This is a genomic window from Achromobacter maghribensis (assembly GCF_057334215.1).
Map to the genome: position 1 here is coordinate 183,206 of NZ_JBHFII010000017.1, position 23,118 is coordinate 206,323.

Annotated in this window: 19 protein-coding genes; 5 read left to right on the plus strand and 14 right to left on the minus strand. The window is 66.0% G+C overall.

Features of this window, described 5'->3' with window-relative positions; genetic code table 11:
- The 4 genes from tssM to tssJ form a co-directional block, all read right to left on the minus strand.
- A partial coding sequence (gene tssM / locus ACE039_RS07675) for a type VI secretion system membrane subunit TssM (protein ID WP_485822032.1) occupies positions 1 to 2,686 on the minus strand: 2,686 nt, incomplete at its 3' end.
- Entirely contained in the window at positions 2,683 to 3,969 is a 1,287-nt protein-coding gene (locus ACE039_RS07680) for a DotU family type VI secretion system protein (protein WP_485822033.1), read from the minus strand. The genes tssM and ACE039_RS07680, both read right to left, overlap by 4 nt.
- A gap of 14 nt (positions 3,970 to 3,983) precedes the next feature.
- Positions 3,984 to 5,318 carry a type VI secretion system baseplate subunit TssK gene (gene tssK / locus ACE039_RS07685; protein WP_485822034.1) on the minus strand — a complete coding sequence of 445 codons (1,335 nt, stop codon included), beginning with the start codon at positions 5,316 to 5,318 and terminating at the stop codon, positions 3,984 to 3,986.
- A gap of 23 nt (positions 5,319 to 5,341) precedes the next feature.
- A complete protein-coding gene (tssJ, locus tag ACE039_RS07690) occupies positions 5,342 to 5,920 on the minus strand; it encodes a type VI secretion system lipoprotein TssJ (protein WP_448713080.1) in 579 nt (192 codons plus the stop codon).
- A gap of 119 nt (positions 5,921 to 6,039) precedes the next feature.
- Between tssJ and ACE039_RS07695 the strand changes: the two genes are divergently transcribed.
- Positions 6,040 to 6,411, plus strand: a complete 372-nt coding sequence (locus ACE039_RS07695) for a TssQ family T6SS-associated lipoprotein (protein WP_105555733.1) — start codon at positions 6,040 to 6,042, stop codon at positions 6,409 to 6,411.
- 27 nt (positions 6,412 to 6,438) lie between these two features.
- Positions 6,439 to 7,203, plus strand: coding sequence for an FHA domain-containing protein (locus ACE039_RS07700; protein WP_485822035.1), 765 nt, complete (start codon positions 6,439 to 6,441; stop codon positions 7,201 to 7,203).
- 4 nt (positions 7,204 to 7,207) lie between these two features.
- Here the strand turns inward: ACE039_RS07700 and tssH are convergent, their stop codons facing one another.
- From tssH to tssA, 10 genes are all read right to left on the minus strand, one after another.
- The gene (gene tssH / locus ACE039_RS07705; RefSeq protein WP_485822036.1) at positions 7,208 to 9,820 is read right to left on the minus strand and encodes a type VI secretion system ATPase TssH; all 2,613 of its coding nucleotides are present in this window, start codon (positions 9,818 to 9,820) and stop codon (positions 7,208 to 7,210) included.
- A 15-nt stretch (positions 9,821 to 9,835) separates the two neighbouring features.
- A complete protein-coding gene (gene tssG / locus ACE039_RS07710) occupies positions 9,836 to 10,942 on the minus strand; it encodes a type VI secretion system baseplate subunit TssG (protein ID WP_485822037.1) in 1,107 nt (368 codons plus the stop codon).
- Between the two features lie 4 nt (positions 10,943 to 10,946).
- On the minus strand, positions 10,947 to 11,603 hold the full coding sequence (locus tag ACE039_RS07715; RefSeq protein WP_105555729.1) for a DUF3540 domain-containing protein: 657 nt from the start codon (positions 11,601 to 11,603) through the stop codon (positions 10,947 to 10,949).
- A 32-nt stretch (positions 11,604 to 11,635) separates the two neighbouring features.
- The gene (gene tssF, locus ACE039_RS07720) at positions 11,636 to 13,540 is read right to left on the minus strand and encodes a type VI secretion system baseplate subunit TssF (protein ID WP_485822038.1); all 1,905 of its coding nucleotides are present in this window, start codon (positions 13,538 to 13,540) and stop codon (positions 11,636 to 11,638) included.
- Positions 13,540 to 14,091, minus strand: coding sequence for a type VI secretion system baseplate subunit TssE (gene tssE / locus ACE039_RS07725; RefSeq protein ID WP_105555727.1), 552 nt, complete (start codon positions 14,089 to 14,091; stop codon positions 13,540 to 13,542). Before tssE ends, tssF begins: the two co-directional genes overlap by 1 nt.
- On the minus strand, positions 14,091 to 14,909 hold the full coding sequence (locus ACE039_RS07730; RefSeq protein ID WP_485822039.1) for a type VI secretion system accessory protein TagJ: 819 nt from the start codon (positions 14,907 to 14,909) through the stop codon (positions 14,091 to 14,093). Before ACE039_RS07730 ends, tssE begins: the two co-directional genes overlap by 1 nt.
- A 12-nt stretch (positions 14,910 to 14,921) precedes the next feature.
- Positions 14,922 to 15,389 (minus strand): Hcp family type VI secretion system effector, encoded by a 468-nt coding sequence (locus tag ACE039_RS07735; RefSeq protein ID WP_105555971.1) that lies wholly within the window; start codon positions 15,387 to 15,389, stop codon positions 14,922 to 14,924.
- A 68-nt stretch (positions 15,390 to 15,457) separates the two neighbouring features.
- Positions 15,458 to 16,960 carry a type VI secretion system contractile sheath large subunit gene (gene tssC / locus ACE039_RS07740; protein WP_448713088.1) on the minus strand — a complete coding sequence of 501 codons (1,503 nt, stop codon included), beginning with the start codon at positions 16,958 to 16,960 and terminating at the stop codon, positions 15,458 to 15,460.
- 31 nt (positions 16,961 to 16,991) lie between these two features.
- Positions 16,992 to 17,540: a type VI secretion system contractile sheath small subunit gene (gene tssB, locus ACE039_RS07745; RefSeq protein WP_485822040.1), complete on the minus strand. Its 549-nt coding sequence runs from the start codon at positions 17,538 to 17,540 to the stop codon at positions 16,992 to 16,994.
- A 39-nt stretch (positions 17,541 to 17,579) separates the two neighbouring features.
- The gene (gene tssA, locus ACE039_RS07750) at positions 17,580 to 18,629 is read right to left on the minus strand and encodes a type VI secretion system protein TssA (RefSeq protein ID WP_485822065.1); all 1,050 of its coding nucleotides are present in this window, start codon (positions 18,627 to 18,629) and stop codon (positions 17,580 to 17,582) included.
- 522 nt (positions 18,630 to 19,151) lie between these two features.
- Between tssA and ACE039_RS07755 the strand changes: the two genes are divergently transcribed.
- The 3 genes from ACE039_RS07755 to ACE039_RS07765 all read left to right on the plus strand — a co-directional run.
- Entirely contained in the window at positions 19,152 to 21,539 is a 2,388-nt protein-coding gene (locus ACE039_RS07755) for a type VI secretion system Vgr family protein (protein WP_485822041.1), read from the plus strand.
- 19 nt (positions 21,540 to 21,558) lie between these two features.
- Positions 21,559 to 21,951, plus strand: a complete 393-nt coding sequence (locus ACE039_RS07760; RefSeq protein WP_485822042.1) for a hypothetical protein — start codon at positions 21,559 to 21,561, stop codon at positions 21,949 to 21,951.
- 3 nt (positions 21,952 to 21,954) lie between these two features.
- The coding region (locus ACE039_RS07765) for a DUF2169 family type VI secretion system accessory protein (RefSeq protein WP_485822043.1) at positions 21,955 to 23,118 on the plus strand (1,164 nt) is incomplete at its 3' end.

Here is a 23,118-nt window from a genome sequence, read left to right on the forward strand (position 1 = left end):
CCCCCCCCCCCCACGGCTCGAAGTACTGGTCCACGATGCGTTCCAGTTTTTCATCCGACGCGTCGGATCGCGTGGCCGCGTCCGGCCCGGTCGGGCCGAACATCTGCTCCAGGGCTTCGCGCGTGCTGCTCACGCGGTCGCGCGCCTGGTCCACCAGCGATCGATCGTCCTTGCCCGATTCGCGCAGCAACGCGGTCTCGCGCGCGACGCCGCGCACCAGTTGCACCAGCGGCGATTCCGGCGCCGACAAGGTTCGCGCCATCTGGATGTTCTGCAGCAAGGACTTGCTGGGCGCCAGTTGCAGGTCATTCAGATAGCCGTCCCACTGCGCCACGTAGTCGTTCATGTAAAGGCGCTTGATACCGGCCACCAGCTGGCGCTGCGCCGCCTGATCCAGCGGGCCGGGCGCAGGAATATTCAGGATCCAGGCATCGTCCGACCGCAGCACCTCCGCCACGCTTGCGACCCGCTTGTTGAACACCTCCCAATAACCCCGATAGCTGTACAGCGAGGGGATGCCCTGGCTGAGCGGCTTGCCGCTCTTGCGCACGAACACGGCGCTGGCCTGCGCGCCGCCCAACGTCACCACCGTGTTCTCGGGCGCACCATGGGTATTGGCCAACGTGCGGCGCAGTCTGCTGTAGGCCCTTTGCGCCAGCGTGTAGCGCGCCAGCTTCTCGCGTGCTTGCGCCACCAGCGCATCGTCCTTCGGGAACGGCGACGCCAGCACGCGGCCCTGCGTCAGGTTGCGCAGATGCAGCGACAACTGTTCGTACTGACGGCGCGTATAGCCGTCCGGCAAGGTCGCCTGCATGTCGGACAACAGCCACGCATGCATGAATTCCGAGTCGTAGCGGTCGGCCTCGTACAGCATCAGATAGGCGCGCAGCGCTTCGTACGAATATTCAAGATCGCTGGCCGACGCGTCCCGCAACGCCGCCTCGACACGCCGCGCCACTTGCGGCAACAGCACCTGATCCAGCGTGTTGTCGTAGACGCCTTGCGCGGCCGCCTGTAGCTTCTGGCCCTGATACAGGCCGAAGCGGTAGCCAAGCGGCGGTTGGTCGATGTCGAAATCTTCATGCCGCGGCAAGTACCACAGGCTGTCCAGGAAAGGCATCAGGCCCAGCAAATCGCCCGTGCGCGTGATCTTGATGTCGCGCGTCAATTTCTCCACGGCGGGAACGCGCCGCGCCACTTCCTCCACATAGGCCGAGTTGTTGCGGTAGCTCAGCGCCCAGCCTGCGATCAGCGCAACGAACATCGCGGTGACCAGCCCGTAGCCCGCCCAATGCAATTGCCGGTAGCGGCGTTCCCAACGAAGGTTGCGTCCCGCCAGCCCCGCTTCGCGGAAGATGACGTCCCGCAGCAGGTTCTTCAGGAAGTAGCTGCGGCCCTCGGCCTCGCCCGGCACGCCAGACGCTGGCGCAGCCGCCCCTTCGATACGCAGATAGCGCTTGAGGTGGCCGGTTACCTGGTCGAATGTTTCGCCGCCCTGGGTGCCGCTGGTGAAATACACGCCACGCGGAATCACCCGCGCCTCGAACTTCGACGTGGCGAACACGTCGCTCAGGAAATGGCCCAAGATGGCTTGAAGCCCGGCGAATTGCTGCGGCAGCATGTAGGCAAGCGCGCGGCGCGACGGGTCTTCCTCGGCGGCCACCACTTCCGGCAGCGCGTCATCCAGGCGCCGTTGCAGCAGCGCGTACTCTTCGTGAAAGGCCTCGTACAGATCAAAGCCGGGCTCCTGCGCACGCGCGTAGGGCAACGTAAAGCCCCATACCTGCGCCAGCTCGTCACGGCTGAAGGAAGCGAAATACTCTTCAAAGCCGGACAGCAGGTCGGTCTTGGTCACCAGCACATAGACGGGAAACGCAATGCCCAACTGCTCGCGCAGTTCCTGCAGGCGCCGCCGCAGCACCGCCGCATGTTGCGCCCGTTCCGCATCGGACGCCGACAGCAGGTCTTCAACGCTGACCGTCAGCATTGCGCCGTTGATCGGCTGCCGCCCACGGTACTTGGTCAGCAAGCCCAGAAAGCCGCGCCATTCCTGCTCGTCGCCCGTCGGGTCGCTTTCGTGGGTGGTGTAGCGCCCCGCCGTATCCAGCAGCACCGCATCGTCGGTGAACCACCAGTCGCAATTGCGGGTGCCACCCACGCCACGCAACGCCACCTTTCCATAGCGCTCGGCCAACGGGAAATTCAGGCCCGAGTTCACCAACGCCGTGGTCTTGCCCGACCCCGGCGCGCCGATGATGACGTACCAGGGCAGCTGATACAGGTATTGCTTGGAAAAGCGGTCCAGCGGGCGGCGCTTGCCGCGGCTTTCGAAGCGCGTCTTGCGCAACAACTCTACCGCCTCGTCGAATCGCGCCTCCAACTGGCGTATCTCATCGTTCTCTGCCGTCTCTTCCACGGCCTTCTCGGCGCGTGGCCGCGGCCGCAGCTGACCCAGCAACTGCGCATTCAAGCGCCCTTCCCGCCACTTGCGCCACAAGAGGCGCAGCAGCCATATCGCGAATATCGCCACGATCACGATAATGCGCACCGCCTCGCTTTCCAGCGGGCGCACGCTGCCCACCGCGATAAGCGGCCCCGCGATCCAGATCAGCAGCGCCAGGGCCACAAGCCCCAGGAAGTTCCACACGCGCCGGCTGAAGAACCATCCGAACAGCCTGTAGATCATTGTTGCCCCCCCTGTCCGTCATTCTCGTGCGGCACGGGCGGCACCAGTACGGTGATTTCCACCCGCCGGTTCAGCGCGCGGCCTGCGGCCGTATCGTTGGGCGCCACCGGATCGGCGTCTCCGCGGCCTTCCGCCCGCACCCGCCCCGGTTGCCCCAGGCGTTGCTCCAACATGTCTTTGACGGCGTCGGCGCGCGCCTGCGAAAGATGCCAGTTGGATGGAAAGCGCGCGCTGCGCATCGGCGTATTGTCGGAATAGCCGCGCACCAGGATGGCGCCCTGCGTCTGGCGCAGCGCATCCGCCACGCGCGACAGCACCGGCAGATAGGGGTCGCGCACGGAACTGGCGCCGGACTCGAACACGCCGTCGCCGCGCAGCACCACCACGCTGCGGTCGACTTCGTCGCGCACGCTTACCAGTTGGTCGCGGATCTCGGGCGCCAGGAACACCGCCAGCCGAGGCGCCGGCGCGGGCCGCTTGGCGACCGCCGGCGCGATCTGCACGGCGGGCGGTTTGAGCTGGCTGATCGACGCGAACACGCTATCGGACTCGCTGCCCAGCCGCCAACCCAGCCCCCAGTACAGGGCCAACGCAAACACGGCGGCCAGCGCGCCAAACACCCACAAAGGCACCGGCAGGCGGCGCAAGGGCGTCTGCGCCGGCGCGTCGCGCCAGTGCGGAGACAAGGCCAGCGCGTATTCGCCGCGCGCGCCGCGAAGGATGCGCAACAGTCGCTGACGCAGCGTTTCCAGCTGCGAACGGCCATTGTCCATCACGCGGTAGCGGCCTTCAAAACCCAGCAGCAGGCAGTAGTACAGCAGCTCCAGCAAGTCCAGATGCTGCGCGGGATTCTGCGATAGCTTGGCCAACAGCTGGAAGAACTTCTCGCCGCCCCAAGTCTCGTTATGGAAGGTAACCAGCAGGCTGTGCGCCGACCACACGCCGCCTCCGCCCCACGGCGTCAGCGCCGCGGCCTCATCCAGCGCAGTGCACAGGCAGTAGCGCGCGCCAAGAATCGTCTCATTCGAAATACCCGCCTGCTGCGCGCGCAACTCGAACTGGCGGATCTCGTCCAGCAAGTGCTCGCGCAGCATCGCCGCCGACGGATGCGCCGCGGTGGCGCGGATCTGCGGGATCAGGTCCAGCAGCGGGTTGGCTGCCGCCACCAGCGGGTTGGTCCCGCTGATGACATAGTCATGGGGCCGCAACCGGCCGGCGCCTTGGGCGGCGCTATCGCCCAGCCCGCCCGGCGGTGCGGACATCGTGTGGTCCGATGCGTGCATAGCTCTCTCCGCGCTCAATCGCGCAATGCCCAGAACTCCATCGTCAGCCCGGGAAAGTCACCGGCCAGATGCAGCGCAAGCGCGCCGGTGCGTTCTAGCTGTTTCCAGAATTCGCCGCTTTTATCCAATTCGAAATACACGTGCCCGGCGCTGTAGGGAATCTGCCGTGGCGCCACCGGCAGCGCACGCACCGTCACGCCCGGCAGCTGCAAATGCACCAGGTCGCGAATGCGCTCGACGGGGCCGATCTTGACCTGCGCGGGAAAGCGCGCACGCACGGTGTCCGTGCCCAGGTCCGCATGCACCGCCAACACGAAGCCGGCGGTCCGCAGCAGGTCGGCGTCCGTGATCTGCGCCACCCGCACACCCTGGCCCCTGTCCTGCAGCGGAATCTGCAAAGCACGCTGTTCCAGCACGGCCGACAGCGAACGGCGCAGCTCGATCATCAAGGGCGCGAAGCTGGCCTGCAGGTCGTCGTGGGAATACTCGGGCAGCACCTCGGGACGGCGTGTCGCGGACGTGAAGGTGGCCAGGTCGCAGGCCAGCATCAGCCAGTCGTGAAACAACCGCTCCGGGTGCAGCGCGGCGCTTTGCCGCGCATGCCAGAGCGCGCCGATGTAGCGGTTGACGGTTTCCAGGAGCATGAAGTCAGAGACTTCGGAGACGCCTCCCCGGCCGGGTTGCGACAGGCGCTCGGCCAACGCCTCGCTGCGGGCGCCCAGCAGGCCGTACAGCTCGTTCACCAGCCCGCGCAGCACGGGATGTTCACCCGCCGCCAGCCAGGGCGCCACGTACTCGTCGTCCAGCACCACGCGGTTGTCCTGGCGGCGCTCCATCACGCGCGCCACGCCCAGACCCAGCCAGTCGTCGGTCAACTCGTTTTCCAGCATCAGGCGCAGCCGCAGGCGGCCCAGTTGCAGCAAGGCCGGCTCCAGCCCCATCGAGCCGGTGTCTTCCACATCGGCCTCGTGCACCAGATAACGCGCCAAGGTGTCCTCTTCGCCTTCGTAGATCACGTCGGTGGCGCCCGGCCGCGCGCGCGGCATCGCCAACAGCACTCGCGTGCCGCGTGTCTGTGGCGGCACCTCAAGCGCGGCGGGCGCGGCATCCGGTTCCGAGAAGTCGAAGGGCGTACCGTCGGGCATGACGCCCTGCGCTTGCGTCAGCACCAGCTTGCCGATCGCCAGCGCGTCGCGGTCCAGCGACAGATGGCTGAAGCCCCAGAAGAATCCTTGCGCCGCGGCCGCGCGCTGCTGCGCCACATGCAACAGATGGCGTTCAAGCTGCTGGAAATGCTGGGGCCGCAGGAACATTCCCTCCGACCAGATCACTTTGTCTTTGCTCACCATGGTCCGGTTCTCTTATTGTGTTTCTAAAAGGGCCACCACGAACGATCGCGGTCCACTTCCTCCAGCCCGGCGCGCGTGACCGCGACCTTCACCGTCTCCTCGTTCGGCGAAAACTGCCAGACCTTGTAGATATTGGTGTCCTGGGGTTCGGGTAGCGGCACCAGCAGGCGCCATTTGCTTTGCTCGAGGTCCCGATAGGCCGCCACCACGCCCACCACGCGCGCCTCCGGGTTGCCGGGGTAATGCAGCACCTTGGTCTCGCCGGGCCGCAGGATCACCTGTTCGGTATTAAGCAGCTCGGCGCCCAGCGCCGCATGCGCATCGGCCTGCAAGGTGAAGAAATCGCGCGATTCGAACGTGCTGGCCGACTTCAATTCATAGATGGTCACTTGCACCGGCGAGGGCCTGCCGCTGGCGTTCACGTTCACTTTCGGGTCCGCCCGCAATTCAATGGCGTAAGGCGCCGGCACACGCTTGGCCGTCGACGAACACCCTGTGATCAACGCACCGGCCGCCAGGCCTGCGGCGATCAGCGCGGCACGGCGCAATGGCCTGCGGACGCGATACGCCGCGAAGGCCCTTCGGTGAAGGAGAGCATTCATAAGACCTCGGAAATAAAAACACACACGTCTGTTACGCCGCGACGCAACCCTGCCGCGCGGGGCCGCTATCATCGGCGGAATAGTCCTGTCTTCCTCTTTTCGACCGACACGCCCGCGCCATGAAACAGCCCGTCCGTATCAGCTTTGTGTTCCTCTTCGCGGCTCTCGCGGCCTGTACGTCGGCCCCGTCGCCGCAAGCCGCGGACGCCTTGCAGCAAGTCCGCGACGAATACGCCGCCAGCCAGTTCGGCGCCGTGGCGCGCACCGTCGCCACGTCCGATGCCTTGGCTACCGCCCCCACGCCCATGCGCGTAGAAGCACTGAAGCTTCAAGCCTTCAGCTACTGCGTCATCGGCTATCGGCAGCTGTGCGAAGACAGCTTCGCCCGTATCCTGCAATTGCAACCCTCGTTCGAACTTGCGCCCAATGAAACCGGGCATCCCCAGTGGGGGCCCGCCTTCCGGTCGGCCAAGGCCGCCCAGGTCCACTGACGCGCCGCCGGCGCCAAGGAGACAGGCATGAAGCTCACCGCGTTCCAACATGCCGGCGATCCGGCCTTCGAACCCTTCCATGCCGACTTCACGGCGCCCGGCGGCACGGTGGGACGCAGTATCGACAACCACCTTGCCCTGCCCGACCCGGCACGCGAGATCTGCCGCGTGCAGGCGGCCATCCGCCTTGGCAGCGCCGATGCCGCCGGTTTCCTCGTGAACCTCAGCAGCATGAGCGCGGTCAGCGTCAACGGCCGTCCCGTGGCGCAAGATCAAGAGGTGCCGCTGAATCCGGGCGACGAAGTCCAGATCGGCGCCTACCGGCTGCGGGCTGAAGCCCCCACGCCCGCCATGGATGCGGCGTTGCCCGCCGCGGTAATCGACGACGACATCTTCAGCGACCTGATCGGGCCCGGCACCTTGCCGGTCGGCAGCGCGCCGGACGTATCCACCCATCCCTTCGACCTGGAGTCCGCGCAAGCGCGCAACCCCGCCGACCCCTTGCGGCATCTGCCACACGGCGATGCCGCGGTGTCGCGCCCCGTCACCGATCCGCTGGCGCTGTTCGACACCCCCGGCGAGGGCCCGCCCAGCGTTTTCGCCGACAGCACGCCGTCCACGCTGCCGGGTCACGATCCGCTGGCCGAACATCGCACCCACGCCGTCGACGATGCCTTGAGCCCGCCACGCGAAAGCACGGCCCCCCACAGCGCGTCCGACCATCTGCGCGAAGTCGGCAGCTACATGCGCCCCGCGCCGGTGAAGAAGACGACCGACGGCAAGGACGGCTAGCGGTTCACGCGTAGTCATAACGGAACTCCCCGGCGTCCGCCGACAAGCGCACCCGGCGCAGCCTGCGGTCCTGCATCGACGCGCCCAGCAATTCGCGGCTGATCTGCGGCAACACCGTATTGGTAAGAATGGCGTCCACCATGCGCGCCCCCGACTCGACTTCGGTGCAACGCGCCACCACCAACGCCGTCGCATCGGCCGCCACGTCCAGCTCGACGCCGTGATGCGCCTGCAGCCGTCGGCGCACCCGCTCGAATTGCAACTCGACGATGCGCGCCAGCATGGCGTCCGACAGTGGCAGGTAAGGCACCGCGACCAGCCGACCCAGCAGCGCCGCCGGGAAAGCCTGTAGCAACGGTTCACGCAACGCGGCCGCCAACCCTTCGGCGTCAGGCATCAGCGCGGGGTCGCGGCAGAGAGCGGCGATGCGGTCCGTGCCGACGTTCGAGGTCAGGATGATCACGGCATGACGGAAATCGATGTAGCGCCCTTCGCCGTCCTCCATCCAGCCCTTGTCGAACACCTGGAAGAAAATCTCGTGCACGTCGGCGTGCGCCTTCTCCACTTCGTCCAGCAGCACCACGCTATAGGGCCGCCTGCGCACGGCCTCGGTCAGCACGCCGCCTTCGCCATAACCCACGTAGCCGGGCGGCGCGCCCTTCAATGTCGAAACCGTGTGCGGCTCCTGGAACTCGCTCATGTTGATGGTGATCAGGTTCTGCTCGCCGCCGTACAAGGCTTCAGCCAAGGCCAGCGCGGTCTCGGTCTTGCCGACGCCGCTGGGGCCGCACAGAAGGAACACGCCCACCGGCTTATCCGGGTCGGTCAGCCGCGCCCGCGATGTCTGGATGCGGCGCGCCACCGCCTCAAGTCCGTCCCGCTGACCGATCACGCGCTTCTCCAGCGTATCCGCCAGCGCAAGCACGGCTTGCGCCTCGTCGCGCACCATGCGGCCCACGGGGATGCCGGTCCAGTCGGCCACCACGGCAGCCACCGCCGCCGCATCGACCGAGACGTGGATCATCGGCGCCTCGCGCTGGCTCAGTGCCAACGTTTCCCGCGCCAGCGCCTGCCGCGCGGCCGCCTGTTCGGACGCCGGCCCCTGGTCCAGCGCCTGGCGCAATGCAAACACCTTCGCCGCCAATGCGCGCTCGGTCTCCCAGCGTGCCGCCAACGCCTGTTCCGCTTGCGTCGCGTCCGCGTATTCCGCCACCAGGCGCTCAAGCCGCTGGGCATCGCCGGCGCCAAGATGAAGCTCGCGCCGGGCGATGCGCTGCGCAGTTTCCAGCGCCTGGATGCGCCGCCGCGCATCCTCCAGCGCCGGCGGCACGGCGTGCTGGCTGATGGCCACCCGGGCGCAAGCCGTATCCAGCAACGCGACCGCCTTGTCGGGCAGCTGCCGGGCGGGGATATAGCGGTGCGACAAGCTCACCGCGGCCGTGATTGCCTCGTCCAGCAACAGCACGCCATGATGCGTCTGCAAGGTCTCGGCCAGCCCGCGCAGCATGCCGAATGCGCGCGCTTCGTCCGGCTCGTGCACCTGCACGACCTGAAAGCGGCGGCTTAGCGCCGGATCTTTCTCGATGTGCTTTTTGTATTCCGACCAGGTGGTCGCGCCGATCGTGCGCAACTGGCCGCGCGCCAGCGCCGGTTTAAGCAGGTTGGCGGCGTCGCCCGTGCCCGCCGCGCCGCCCGCGCCCACCAGCGTATGAATCTCGTCGATGAACAGCACGATGGGCCGTTCGCTGGCTTGGACCTCATCGATCACGCCGCGCAACCGCTGCTCGAACTCGCCCTTCACGCCGGCGCCGGCTTGCAGCAGGCCGATGTCCAGCAGATACAGCGACACGTCGCGCAAGGGCGGCGGCACATCACCCGCCGCCAGGCGCAGGGCCAGCCCTTCCACCACGGCGGTCTTGCCCACGCCGGCCTCTCCGGCCAGCAGCGGATTGTTTTGCCGGCGCCGCATCAGCACATCGACGATCTGGCGAATCTCTTCGTCGCGTCCGGACACGGGGTCGATCGCGCCAGCGCGTGCCTTGGCGGTCAGGTCCACCGCAAACCGTTCCAGCGCCGCAAGATTTCCCCCCTGCGCCGTCGCGACGGCTTGCGCATCGCCAGCCGCCGCATCGGTGGCCGACTCCGGCGAACCCTGCGTCATCTCGCCCATCTGCGTCAGCAGCTTGTCGGGCTCGATGCGCGAGAACTGCGGCGACATGCCCAGCAGCACGTGGCGCAGCGCATAGGTGGTGACCAGCCCGGCCAGCAGATGACCGCTACGGATGCGGGCCGCGCCATAGCGCAAGGATCCCAGTACCCACGCCCGTTCAACCGCGTGGTCGATGTGCTCGGACAGGTCGGATACCGATCCCGCGCCGGCGGGCAGCCGGTCCAGCTCGGCCGTCAGGTCGGCTTGCAATTGCGCCAGGTCCAGGTCGAAGCCGCGCGCGATGCGATGCAGATCGCTGTCCTGGCACTGCAGGATCTGATGCATCCAGTGCACCAGCTCCACATAAGGATTGCCCCGCAGCTTGCAGAACGCCGTGGCGCCTTCCAGCGCCTGGTAGAGCGCGGGATTGAGCTTTCCGAAGAGTTCGATGCGGCCGATATCCGACATGGCGTCATGGCGCGTTCAAGCGCGCGCATTCCTGGAAGGTTGAGCCGGCGAGCGGCCACGTGCCGGCGTTTGCCCCCGGCGTTCATAGTCCAGCAACAAATCGCCCGCGTCCCCCTGCGCCGGCCGTCGCTTGCCCAGCCACGCAGACAGCCCCAGCGGCTGCGCGGCGCCCAGGGCCAGGCCCCTCGCATCTTCGGCGCGCAGCACGGGCCGCACGTCCCAGGCCAGCTCCACGCCGACGTAGTGCCGGACCCAATGCGTCAATTGCCGGGCGCGCAGACCGCCCGGCAGGAAGCTCGTGTAGTCCTCCAGCGTCAGCGGCCCGAGTTCGATCCGGAACTTGTGCTGCGCGTCGCGCACGGCGACGCCCAGCACCGTGTCGCGCCCCAGCCCCGCCATGCCGCCCAGGCCCAGCCGCTGCTCGGGCTCCAGGCGGATCCACTGCGGCACGAATTCGCAGATGCGCACGGGCAGCCCGAAAAACCACTGCAGGATGTGCTTAAGGCCTTCGGGGTTGCGCGTCTGGCGCACCAGATGCCCCGCCATGAAGTACTTGGCATGGTCCAGCACGGCATCGCGCCGCCGCATCGATGGCTCGCCCAGATGCAGCAGGCTGGCCACGTACCGCGTGAAGCGCTCTTCCTTGCGGTCCAGGCTGACGGTGCTTTGCGCATCCGCCCAGGCCCGGTAGAACAGCAAGATGAGCCGGTGATGGAACACGTCGGCGAACGCGGACAGGGTGCGATCCCCGTAGTGCGCCATGCGTTCATGCGCGTGCTCGGTCAGGTGCAAGGGCAAGGGGCCGTTGGGCCCGAACAACCCGAACCCGTATATGGCCATCTCCGCCGGGGGGCCGTTGCGGCCGGCCTGGGCGTACGCCACGGTGGACGGCGCGAAGGCCATCGACGGTTCCTGCCGCATGCGCACAGGCTCGTAGCGCGCCACGGTCTCGCGTCCCAGCGGCTTGCGCGCGCCAGCATGCGCGTCGATCCAGCGCAGGGCGTGAAAGAGATCGTGCGCGTAGGGCTCGCGCTCAAGGGCGCGCCACCACTGCGCCACCACCTCGTTCACGTCGGTGGCGCCTGGGGGAATCGGATCGGCGACGGGTTGCGCGACGTCCACCGCGTCACCCCATGTGGATCTGCTTGGCGTCCACCTTGACCAGGTCGGAACCCGTCACCAACGTGTACGACGCATGCAGCCGCGCGCTCTGCTCGGCCTGGTAATCGATCGAGCCCGCACGCACCTGCTCCACCTCGCTCACGCTGCGCATCGACAAGCGCGCCATAAGCGTCATGCGGTCCAGCACCGCTTCGTAGTTCCGGCCGACGAGCCGGGTCTCGCCCACGGTGGCGTGCAACTGTTCGGCCACCAGGCGCACGCGCTTGCACGCATGGCGTGCTTCGTCGGCCTCGACCGCGTATTCGGGCGTGCGGATACGCACCGCGCCCTGGCCTTGCAACGTCACGTCGCCCGCGCTTTCCACCCGAACGTTTCCGCCGTTCGACCGCAGCACCAGATCGCCCGGCGCCTCAAGCGTGGTGTGCGCCGGCGCCGCCTGCACGGTGACCGCGATGAGGTACACCCGCGACGGGTCCGGTCCGCTTATCAGCACTTCGTCGCCCGGTTGCGGCGCCAACAGGCAACTGGCGGCGCGCTGCGTGTTCCACGCGCGGCCGTCGCACGCGACGACGTAGCTGCCATCGGGTTCGCAGCGCAACACCTCGCCCAGCAGATGGACGGGGTCATAGGCGATGCGGTTCAAGCTTGCGGCGGATTTCATCTTGCGCTCCTGTTCGTGGCGGATCAGCGGGCCTAGACCGCGGGCCGGCGACCCATGCGGGGCTTGAAGCGGGCGACTTCGCCGCGCTGCAGGGTCGACAGGACCAGCTCCGACATCATGTTGATCGAGACATGGCGCGCGAAAAACTGCTCAAGCACGGCGCCGAACAAATACGGGCTGATGCCGGAAAAGGCCCCCTCGTCCACTTGCAGCGAAATGCGCACGCCGCGTCCGTGCACGATGGGACCCGGCACCGGCAGCCGGTGATAGACAGGCTTGGCGCTCACATGCCGCAACCCGGAAATGTGCTTGCGCACGGCGGGGTCTGCCAGGTTGCCGTAAACGTGCAGCATCTCGCGCAGCGTCTGGGCGCCCTGCTCCGTATCCAGATCCGTCAGGCTCAGATAATTCAGGCCCAGGTGGCTGATCAGATGCCAGGTGGCGGCATTCTCGGCCAATGCCGCGCAAGGGCGTGTCGGCCCATGCAGCACCTTCACCGCGCGAACCGGCGCCGATACCCGCAGCGTCATGTCGGTGTCGGTACCCAAGGGCAACAGCATCGACATGTCCCGGTTGGTGCACAGCGTCTCAAGCGACAGGTGGCGCAATTGACCCGAGAATGGCGCTTCCTGCCGGTCCACCAGCGACAGGAACACTTCGCTGCCCGTGTAGCCGGTGCGAGTGCCATTGCGTTGCGCCGTGTCGGAGATCAGCCGCGGCTCGCGGCGCACGGAAAAGTACGCGCCATAATCGTCGGGATCGCTGCCTAGCGATCCATAGAACGGCCGGAACTCCTGCTCCTGTTGCTGGGCCGACGCATGACCCGTAACGCGCGTCACGCCGAAGACCTCGTAGTCCAGCGGACGGCTGCGATCAACCACCACGTGATATTCCGACGTGCGCGGCGTCACCGCCACGCGGTCCGCGCGTTTGGGGAACAGGTTGATCACCGGCACGCAATGCAGCGCCAGATTGGCGGCCGAAATTGCCCCCTCCAGTTCCGGCGCGGCAATGGAGAACAGAAACGTCAGGTCGAAGGCGCGCGTCTCGCGCGGCGCGCCCTGGGGTTGGGCCGCACTGCGCAAGCCCGCTTTCAAACCGTTCACGCTGAAGAACAGGTAACGCTGCGCGAAGGCAAAATACTCCTGCAGCAAGCGATAGCCCTGGAACACACGCGCATCCCCGGGCAACAGGGCCTGGTCATCGGCAAAACCTTCGTGGCGCACCGCGCTGGCCGGCAGCTTGTTGACCCACGCCACCGGCCGTGACGTGTCATGGCCCAGCACCGCCACCGTGTGCCCCATCAGCACTTCCAGCAAGCGTTGCATCTGCAGGTCCAGCCCGTTCAGATGAAACACCAGTTGATCAAGGTCCAGATCTTCCAGGCGTTGCCCGCCCCCGACCTCGATCCGGATGCGCAGGGCGCTCAACACGCGCCCGGCCCGCCCCGCCAGGCCCAGCCGCGCCAGCGGCAGATCCTGCGGCGCAGCCGTAAATTCAGCCTGAATCACCTGCAAGGGCCACAGGCGCACAGCATGCCCGGTGGTGAACTCGCAGGGCGTCTGTTCGCCACGCGGCACGCGTCCGCGCAATAACGTGCCACGCGGCAATTCGAAGCCGCCCGCCAGCGTGCCCTCGTTCATGCTTGGGGAAAACTGCACGATCGCCATCGACGGCGTGGACGCCAGGTAGTTGGGATACACCACCTCCAGCAAACGTTGCGAGAAACGCGGAAACTCCGCGTCCATCTTCATCTGGATACGCGCGGTCAGGAAACTGAAGCCTTCGAGCAGCCGCTCGACATACGGGTCCGCGACCTCCGTCGCGTTCATGCCCAGGCGCCCGGCCACCTTGGGATAGGCCTGCGCGAATTCCGCGCCCAGCTCCCGCAGGTACACCAGCTCGCGGTTGTAGTAGTCCAGCAGACGGGCGTCCATCAGACACCACCCAAGTCGCGCAGATCCATATGCCCGCTTTCCAGGTCGATGTCCGTGCGGAACAGGAACTCAAGGGGATGCGGCACGCACCACAACATGCCCCGAATCTCCAGGCTCAACACGTTGTGGTGTTCAAGCGTGCCGGTGTCGGTCACGCAGCGGACCTCGACCGAAGCCGCCAGAATGCGCGGCTCAAACGCCGAAATCGCATTGCGGATCGACTCTTCCACGTCGATCCAGTCGATCTCCGACATGCGCTTTCCCGCCATGGCGCGCACGCCGAAATTCACCGTCGATGCCGCAACGGGACGATGCGCCGACAAGTCCTGGGACGTCTGCAGGTTCACCGTATTGAGCAACCAGCGCAGGTCCCGCAGCACAGCCGCGCGCAGCTGCTCATGCGTCAGCATGGCGTTGTCGCGCGGCTCCGTGCGACGGGCCGGATCGTTGTCCATCAAACGGTCCAGCAACGACGGCTGCAGGCGGTCCCGAGCCGCGCGCTGACTGCGCGGCAGCGGCGCCCATCCGGCGGCGTCATCCGCGTGGCCCATCAGGCCAGCTCCAGGCTGCGAATGTCTAGCAGCGCGAATTCACCCGCGTCCGTCATCCACATTTTCTGGCCCACGCCGGCATAGGTATCGCCGCGCAGCGCACGCCACTCGGTCACCCGCGCAAGCTTGACCGTGTCGGGCAGGTCAACCATGCGCGCGCCGGGCACGGGCGGGTAGCGCGCCGGCACCAGGCCCTGCAGCACCTGGCCGTCCGCCAGCTCGATCTCGGCGCGGGCCCACACCATGTCGCACACGCCTTCCGGCGCCAGCAGGCGTACGCGCTTAAGCGCCGTGAAGGGCAGCCAGGCGTACCGCCCCCCTCCCAGGAATTCGAAGACCGGCCCCAGGCGGCTGTCGCCGTCACAGATCCACTGAAATGGCAGCGGCGCATCGTGCATGACGCCTTGCACGGTCCCCGCACCCGCCGCGGCATCCTGCAAGGCCTGGCCGCGCAACGCCGCAGCCTCGTCGGCGGCTCCCCGGCCGTCCAGGCGCAGCGCCGATACCAGCGCCCGCATCCAGTCGCCGGAGTCGCTCAACAAGACGGGCTCGCCGTCGCCGGCAAGCACGGCTTCGCGCTCGCGTTCGGCCGCGATGGCGCTGGCGTACAGCGCCACCGTGGGGCGCGCCTGCGCGCTCAGCTCGCCACAGAGGCCCAGTTGTTCAGCGGCGCGCGCCCAATCGCCCTGCACCGCCAGCAATTGGAACAGTTGCGCGCGCAGATCCGCGTCGGCCGGCCGGCGGCGGATTTGCGCCTGCACATCGTCCAACTGGCCAGACAGGCTGATCGCGCCGAAAGGAACGGCAGCTATAGACATGGAGGGTCCGCCCTAGCCGACTTCCTTGTTCTGCTTGATATCCCAGGCCACCAGGCTTTCGGCGCCCTTGCCGCCCTTTTCGGTCTGCTCCCAGTATTGCTGCTTGACCTTGGCCGCCTGGAACGCGAAGTTCACCACCACGCCTTCGGCGCTGCGATCACCCGATATCTGCACCGACGACACCAGCACGTCTTCCAGCGTGATCTTCGAATATTCGACCTGCTCCCCACCCGCCTTGCACATGGACAGCTCGATCTTGCTCAGGTGCTTGCCGCTGGCGCAATGCTTCATCACCGCAGGCGCCGCCTTGTCGATACGCGCCACCACGTGCAGGTCATTGAAGCTGGCTTTGCCCGCGCCCAGGCCGCCGCCGCTGGCCAGATTGCCTGGTTGCGTCGCGCCCCACGAGAAGGACACGATGTCGGTCCAGTCCTTATGGTTGGCGTCTTTGGATTCGCCGTTGGCCCCATCGATTTTCATGAACATATCCACAGCCACATCTGTCTCCTGGAGTTATCGAGCGCGGCTGCGCCCGTCTTGTCTGACACTCAGCCTTCGTTCTGCTTAAGCGAAGGCAGCTTGGACACCAACCGCAGCGACACCGTCAGCCCCTCAAGCTGATAGTGCGGCCGCAGGAAAAACTTGGCGGAGTAATAGCCCGGGTTGTCTTCGATCTCCTGCACCTGCACCTCGGCCGCCGCCAACGGCTTGCGCGCCTTGGTTTCCTGGGACGAGTTCACCGGGTCGCCGTCCACGTAATTCATGATCCAGTCGTTCAGCCACCGCTCCATGTCGTCACGTTCACGGAACGAGCCGATCTTGTCGCGCACGATGCACTTCAGGTAGTGCGCGAAACGGCAGCATGCGAACAGGTACGGCAGGCGCGCGGCCAGCTTGGCGTTGGCGGACGCGTCGGCCTCGTAGTATTCATGCGGCTTCTGCAGGGACTGCGCGCCGATGAAGGCCGCGAAGTCGGAGTTCTTGCGATGCACCAGGGGCATGAAGCCGTTCTTGGCAAGTTCGGCTTCGCGCCGATCGCTGATGGCGATCTCGGTCGGGCACTTCATGTCGACGCCGCCGTCATCGCTGGGAAAGCTGTGGCACGGCAGGTTCTCCACCGCGCCGCCCGATTCCACGCCGCGGATGGACGTGCACCATCCGTACAGCTTGAACGAACGGTTAACGTTGGCGGCCATTGCATAGGCGGAATTCGCCCAGGTGTAGCGGTCGTGGTTCGCGCCGTCGGTATCTTCTTCAAAGTCGAACTCGTCGACCGGATTGGTGCGCGCGCCATAGGGCAGGCGGGCCAGGAAACGCGGCATCGCCAACCCGATGTAGCGCGAATCCTCGGACTCGCGCAGGCTGCGCCACGCGGCATACTCGGTGTTGGTGAAGATCTTGGTCAGGTCGCGCGGATTGGCCAGCTCCTGCCAGGAATCCATCTGCATCACATTGGGCGACGCGCCCGCGATAAACGGGCAATGCGCGGCGGACGAGATCTTGGCGATTTCGCCCAGCAACTCCACGTCTGGCGGACTGTGATCGAAGTGATAGTCGCCCACCAGGCAGCCGATCGGCTCGCCACCGAACTGGCCATACTCTTCCTCGTACACGCGCTTGAAGATGGGGCTCTGGTCCCAGCCCACGCCCTTGTGGCGTTTAAGGGTGCGCCCCAGTTCCGATTTCGACAGGCTCATCACGCGGATCTTCAACAGCTCGTCCGTTTCGGTATTGGTGACGAGGTAATGCAAGCCGCGCCAAGCGCCTTCCAGCTGCTGGAAGTCGGGATGATGCATCACGCCGTTGATCTGTTCGGACAGCTTGCGGTCAATCTCGGCGATGATCGCCTGGATAGTGCGATAGGCGTCCGACGACAGTCCTACCCCACTATTTTCCAGCGCCTGATGGGCCAACGTGCGCACGGCGTGCTCCACCGCCTCTCGTGCCTGCTCGGTCTTGGGTTTGAACTCTTTCTTCAGAAGCGCGGACAGGCCGTCCGCCTCCAGGGTCTCGACAGCACGCGCGTCCGCGCGTTTGGCCACTGCGGTCATGGCATTCTCCGAAAAGCGGTTCGAACGGAAACTACGCGGCCGGGTCCGCGCTGGCGGGGTCGGCGGCGGGCGCGGCGTCGGGCTTCGGCGCGGCCGCCAGCGCATTCATCAACGCAGGGTTCTTCAGCACGTTGCCAATCAATTCCTCGGCGCCCGTCTTGCCGTCCATGTAGGTCAGCAGATTGGCCAGCTGGGTCCGCGCGGTCAGCAGTTCATTCAACGCCCCGACCTTTTTGGCGACCGTGGCTGGCGAGAAGTCGTCGATGCTCTCGAACGTGATGTCCACATTCAGATTGCCTTCACCCGTCAGCGTGTTGGCCACCTGAAACGCCGCGCGGGGCTGAATCGAACGCATGCGTTCATCGAAATTATCGATATCGATGTCCATGAACTTGCGTTCGCCCACGTCCGGCTGCGGCGTTTCGGACTTGCCGGCCAGATCCGCCAGCACGCCCATCACGAACGGCAGCTGGATCTTGCGCTCCGCGCCGTAGATCTCCACGTCGTACTCGATCTGCACGCGCGGCGCGCGGTTTCTGGCTATGAACTTCTGACCGCTTCCTTTCAGGCTGGTCGCCATGGTGTTGTCTCCTCTTGTTGGTGTCCGGGGCTGGCCCGCCTACGATTCCGGCCGGCTCCCCGCATCCCGCGGCAGCCATGCCTCGAATTGCTCGAGTCCTTGGGGAGCCAGGTTCCTGATGATGTCGTGAAAGCTCAAGGGGATGAGCTGCTGCGCGCGGCGGATGAGATACGGCGCCGGGTGCCCGGGCTCGTTGGCCTCGAAGTACGCGCAGACCTTGCCCAGCATGGCCATGGCCTCGTCGCGCGACTGGATCCGGGCATCCTGCCAGCGCATGCCAGCGGCCGGCGCGGCCTGGCTGGCCGGCGTCTCCGCTGCAGGTGCCGCGGCATTTTCGGGCGGGGCGTCAGACGTTTCGGGTGCCGCATTCGGCGTGTCGCGCGCGGCATCCAGCACGACGTCCAAGGTGCGCAGGATGGCGGTGTAGTCGGGGGTCCAGGCGACACCGAGCTTGTCGGTCACCAGTGTCTGCACGCGGCGCAGCGCGTCCGCGGCGGACGCCAGCGCCAGCACGTCGGCCTCGCGTTGCGTCCATGCTTCGCGCAGGCGCGCGACCACCCGGGGACGCCCGCCGGGATAGCAGTCGGCGTCCTGGCGGCTGCCATCAAGCAGCGCCTCGGTATCGCGCAAAGATAGTTGGCCGTGCACGCCATTGACCAGGCTCGCCGATCGCACGCTGCGCGCGCAACCCAGCATGTCGCCGAACGCCGCCAAGGCGTTCATGCGCGGCATCGGATCGTCTTCGCCCACGCTGTCCAGCCGCGGGTGCACGGGCTCCCAATAGCGTTCCAGCGTATCGACGGCCAACGCCAACCCATCCGCGTAGCCCGGCAGGCCACGTATCTCGGTCCATGCGCAGGTCAGCAGGCCGATCACGCGAAGGTCCCGCGTGCGTTCAAGCAGCGCGCGGGCCAGGCGCTCGACCTCGCGCCAGTCGGGCGGCTGCGCGGCGATGATGGTCGAGCCGAACTGTTGTTCGTCCCGGCCGGCCGCGGCTTGCTGCAACTGCAGGAAGTCAGCGTCGTATTCGAGGTCGTCCCCGCAGGGCAGACGTGAATCGAGTGTATTGAGGATATCGGCGAAGTCCATAGTCATTGCTTAAATGCCTGGGGATGCTGCCTGGATACAACCACTACGCTCCGCGCTGCTTCACGGAAGGGTGAATTCTAGGCACGTCTTTCGGCATGCAACGAACAACTAACAACTTCAGATTTTTCTTACAGGCAGCTAACAACCCCCTAAACAATTGAACACTTGTGACCCAGCTACGCTGATGTTTTGACATACTCCTTACGCGGGCGGCGTGCAGACGCAAGCGTTGTTACCGAACCGTAAAAAACACAAAAGCATGTGATAGCGCTTCTCGGCCGCTTCAGGCGGTGCCTACAATCGGCGCTCACGCTGGCGGCAGACCGGCGCGCAGGCAGAATCAGAGACAGACGTCCCCCGGCTCCGGCGCGGCCCTCACGGCCACGCCAGCCCTTTGCGAGCGGCCCCATTGCTGGGTCGGCCATCCCGTTGCAGTCATAGCGGCGCGCGCGCTTTGCGCCTCCGCAAGCATCCAGAACAGCAAGCGCAGCATCAGGTGAATTCTCATAAGGAGACGATGAGATGGACCGCAACGTGCCAAGCGAACGTGTCGTCACGGCGCATACGCCCTTGCCGCCGGAGCAGCTGAAATTCCGTAGCGTGCATGGCGCCGAGAGCCTTTCGCAGCTATTCGAACTGGAGGTCGAGCTGGTCTCGGAATCCTATTCGCTGGACATGAAATCGCTGCTGGGCAAACCGCTGACGCTTGAAATCGAAACCGCTTCGTCCACGCCGCGCTATCTCAGCGGACACATCACGCGCTGCATGCTGATCGGCCGGGAAAACAATACGTCGCGCTACACCATTTACCGCGCCACGGTGCGCCCGTGGCTCTGGTACCTGACGCAGACCTCGGACAACAAGATCTTCCAGAACAAGAGCGTTCCCGACGTCATCCGCGAAGTCCTCAAGGACTACTCCTATCCGGTGGAGTTCAAGCTGACGGAAAGCTACCGCAGCTGGGAATACTGCGTGCAATACCAAGAGACCGACTACGCCTTCATCTGCCGGTTGATGGAGCACGAAGGCATCTATTTCTGGTTCAAGCACGACAACGGCAAACACACGCTGGTCCTCACGGACGACATCACGCAGCACGAGCCCGTTCCAGACTACGAGCAGATCCCCTATTACGGGCCGGACCGTGTCACCGTCCCGCGCGAAGACTACATCCACAAGTGGGAAGTCGCCGAACAGATCACGCCCGGCGCGTTCGCCACCACCGACTATCACCCCCTGACGCCCGCCGCCAGCCTGGAGGCGCGGCGCAACAATCCCGGCGCCTACGACCACGGCGACCTGGAAATGTACGAATGGCAGGGCGGCTACACCAACCCCGACGACGCCGAACACTACACACGCGTCCGCTTGCAAGACCTGCAATGCAGGCAAGAGCAAAGCGCGGGCGCCTCCAACGCTCGCGGGCTCTCTCCCGGCCATCTGTTCACGCTACGCAACCATCCGCGGCAGGCCGAGAACCGCGAGTATCTCGTCGTCAGCACTTACTACCGAATCCGTGAATCGGGCTACGCCAGCGGCCAGATCGACCCTGGCGACTTCGACCTGGAGTTCGTCGTGGTGCCCTCCAGCACGCAGTTCCGCGCGCCACGCATCACGCCGATCCCCCGCACGCACGGCCCTCAGACCGCGACAGTCGTCGGCAAGCAAGGCGAAGAAATCTGGACGGACAAGATGGGCCGCGTGAAAGTGCAGTTCCACTGGGACCGCTACGGCAAGAAGGACGAAAACAGTTCGTGCTGGGTCCGCGTATCCAGTCCCTGGGCGGGCGGCGGCTTCGGCGGCATCCAGCTGCCACGCGTGCGCGACGAAGTGATCGTGGACTTCATCGGCGGCCAGCCCGACCGTCCCATCGTGATCGGTCGGGTCTTCAATGCCAACAACCTGCCGCCCTGGGACCTGCCCGACAACGCGACGCAAAGCGGCTTTCTCAGCCGCTCCAAGAGCGGCACGCCCGCCACCGCGAACGCGCTGATGTTCGACGACAAGAGCGGCAGCGAACGCATCTGGCTGCACGCCGAGCGCGAGCTCTGCACCGAGGTCGAGGCCAACGAGATCCACTCGACGGACCTGAACCGCAACACCACCATCGGCGAGAACGACACCACCAAGATCGGCGGTTTTCGCGACATCAAGATCACCGGCACCGACAACCTTGAAGTCGGCAAGCGCCGCGATGTTTTCGTCAAAGGGCACGAGGAATACACCGTCAAGGCTTCGCGCACCGTCAACGTCAAAGACGGCCTGATGGAAGAGAAGTTCGACAACGGCTTGAAGACGACCGTTGCCGCGAAAGGCGAGGAACGTGAAGTCACGGGGCTGTTCAAGGAAACGCTGAAGACCGGCCAGCAGGTGTATGTCGATGAAGGCGACTCGCTGCATCACGTCAAGACGGGCACGCTGACCGAAAAGGCCAAGGGCAAGGTCGAACTGCTATCCACCGATGCCAATATGGACGTGAAGGCCAAGACCGCGATGCTCGTGCAATCGGAAACCGCCACGATGGACCTCAAGTCCAAGGGCAAGATGCACATGGAATCGGAAGGCGCCACGGTGATGATCAAGGCCGACGGCAACATCACGCTGAAGACGCCGGCGGACGTCGTGATGGACGCGGCCAACGTCAAGGATCTATCCAAAGAGAGCTGGCTGCAGGCCACCCCGTTCTCCATCGGCCTGGCGGTGGCCAAGGCGGAGTTCGGCCTGCACCGCGTGGCGTTGTTCCGCACGACGGTCATGCTGAACACCTCATTCACCAACTACGCCATGATCAGCAACATCGGGCAAATGCTCTCTTACCGCACCACGGGTGCCGGCTATTCCTTCGATGCCGTGGAGGCGAAGAAGGTCGGGCTTGGCGCGTCGATGGTCGGCCTCTGGACCATCATCTGAAGCCGCCATGTCGGAGTTCATGACTGCCTGGCCGGATTGGGCGAAGTGGGTAGGGCTGGGCTTGCTCCTGTCCGCCGTGCAGGCGGGCGTCATGCTGTGGCGCGGCCACAGGCGCCGCGAGGCCGCACGCAAGGATACGCAACGGCTGCAAGCCGTGCGCATCGGCGGCGTGGCCAGCACGGCCCGCGTCACCGCCGCGCGCGACACGCGCAGCCGCATCGGCGACACCTTGTATTTCGTCATCGAACTGGACCTCGACGTGGCCGCCACCGCCGCCACCCCGGCGCTGACCCGCACGCTCGACGTACCGTTGTCGCCATTGCATCTGGCCGACTTCGGCGTGGGCAAGACCGTGCGGGTGCGCGTGGACGCCGCCACGCACGAAATCGCCCTGGATCAGCCCACCGGATAATCCATGAAGACCATCAAGCCTTTCCGCCTGGGCATACTCACCCGGCCCTACCGCTGGCAGCGCCGCGATCTGCTGGGCGTGTCGGTGTTCGCGCTGGTCGACATCGCGCAAGCGCCGGCTACCTTGCTGACCGACCAGGACCTCTGGAAGCTGACGGCCGCCGAGGGCATCGGCGCGCTGGACCTGGCCACGCCGAAACAGTATCCGGAGGTGCTGGTGTCGGGCCACGCCTATCCGCATGATTCCAAGCATCCGGGCGCCTGTGGCGTGCGCCTGAAAGTCGGTGCGATAGACAAGTCGCTGCTGGTCTTCGGCGACCGCTACTGGGTCGATGGCAAGGCCACCGCGCCGCAGCCATTCCAGCGCATGCGGCTGGACTGGAGCCGCGCCTATGGCGGGCCTGACGTCGCCGAAAACCCGTTGGGCATCGGTGCGCAAGACGAAGAGATCAACGGTGCGCGCGTGCGGCATCTGCCGAACATCGAGCACCCGCTACAGCGGATCAGCGCCCCCGGGCAACGGGTCGCCCCGGCGGGCTTTACCGCGTTGCCCCTGGAGTGGCCGCAACGGGCGGCGCACATGGGCCGTGAGTACGGCCAGGAATGGCTGGAGCATGACTTCCCCGGGTTCGCGCCCGACATGGACTGGCGCTTCTTCAACGCGGCCCAGCCCGATCAATGGGGGCCTGCGAACACGGCGCTTGCCAGCGGCACGGACTACGAGCTGTGGAACATGCATCCTGAACAGCCGGTGTTGCGCGGACGGCTGCCCGATTGGCGCGCGCGCTGCTTCGTCAGCCGCCAGGCCGACGGCAGCGCGCTCGAAGACGTCGACCTGCGCCTGTCCACCGCCTGGTTTTTTCCCGACCATACGAAAGTGGTGCTGATCTGGCACGGCGTCCTGCCCGTGCGCGAAGATGACGCAGCCGACATTCGCCACATCATGCCTGCGCTGGAACACGCCGGGCAGCCGAAAGAGGCGGCCTATTACCAAAGCGTGGTGCGGCAACGCCTGGACCCCGAACTGGGCGCGGTTTACGCCCTGCTGGATTCGCAGCTCGTGCCGGAGGACCTCTGTGGCGGAACCCTGGAACACGATGCGCAGGCGTCGGCCACGCGTCCCTCCCACCTGAATCTGCATGCCGGCGCCGCGCGGCGCCCCGCGCCC

Bases quoted from the DNA above. Each gene is read 5' to 3' on its own strand.
- ACE039_RS07735 (WP_105555971.1), bottom strand. From the start codon at position 15,389: ATGAAAATCGATGGGGCCAACGGCGAATCCAAAGACGCCAACCATAAG.
- tssH (WP_485822036.1), bottom strand. From the start codon at position 9,820: ATGTCGGATATCGGCCGCATCGAACTCTTCGGAAAGCTCAATCCCGCG.
- ACE039_RS07730 (WP_485822039.1), bottom strand. From the start codon at position 14,909: ATGTCTATAGCTGCCGTTCCTTTCGGCGCGATCAGCCTGTCTGGCCAG.
- ACE039_RS07700 (WP_485822035.1), top strand. From the start codon at position 6,439: ATGAAGCTCACCGCGTTCCAACATGCCGGCGATCCGGCCTTCGAACCC.
- tssA (WP_485822065.1), bottom strand. From the start codon at position 18,629: ATGGACTTCGCCGATATCCTCAATACACTCGATTCACGTCTGCCCTGC.
- ACE039_RS07680 (WP_485822033.1), bottom strand. From the start codon at position 3,969: ATGCACGCATCGGACCACACGATGTCCGCACCGCCGGGCGGGCTGGGC.
- tssK (WP_485822034.1), bottom strand. From the start codon at position 5,318: ATGGTGAGCAAAGACAAAGTGATCTGGTCGGAGGGAATGTTCCTGCGG.
- ACE039_RS07755 (WP_485822041.1), top strand. From the start codon at position 19,152: ATGGACCGCAACGTGCCAAGCGAACGTGTCGTCACGGCGCATACGCCC.
- ACE039_RS07695 (WP_105555733.1), top strand. From the start codon at position 6,040: ATGAAACAGCCCGTCCGTATCAGCTTTGTGTTCCTCTTCGCGGCTCTC.
- tssJ (WP_448713080.1), bottom strand. From the start codon at position 5,920: ATGAATGCTCTCCTTCACCGAAGGGCCTTCGCGGCGTATCGCGTCCGC.
- tssF (WP_485822038.1), bottom strand. From the start codon at position 13,540: ATGGACGCCCGTCTGCTGGACTACTACAACCGCGAGCTGGTGTACCTG.
- tssC (WP_448713088.1), bottom strand. From the start codon at position 16,960: ATGACCGCAGTGGCCAAACGCGCGGACGCGCGTGCTGTCGAGACCCTG.
- tssB (WP_485822040.1), bottom strand. From the start codon at position 17,540: ATGGCGACCAGCCTGAAAGGAAGCGGTCAGAAGTTCATAGCCAGAAAC.
- tssE (WP_105555727.1), bottom strand. From the start codon at position 14,091: ATGGGCCACGCGGATGACGCCGCCGGATGGGCGCCGCTGCCGCGCAGT.
- ACE039_RS07715 (WP_105555729.1), bottom strand. From the start codon at position 11,603: ATGAAATCCGCCGCAAGCTTGAACCGCATCGCCTATGACCCCGTCCAT.
- ACE039_RS07760 (WP_485822042.1), top strand. From the start codon at position 21,559: ATGACTGCCTGGCCGGATTGGGCGAAGTGGGTAGGGCTGGGCTTGCTC.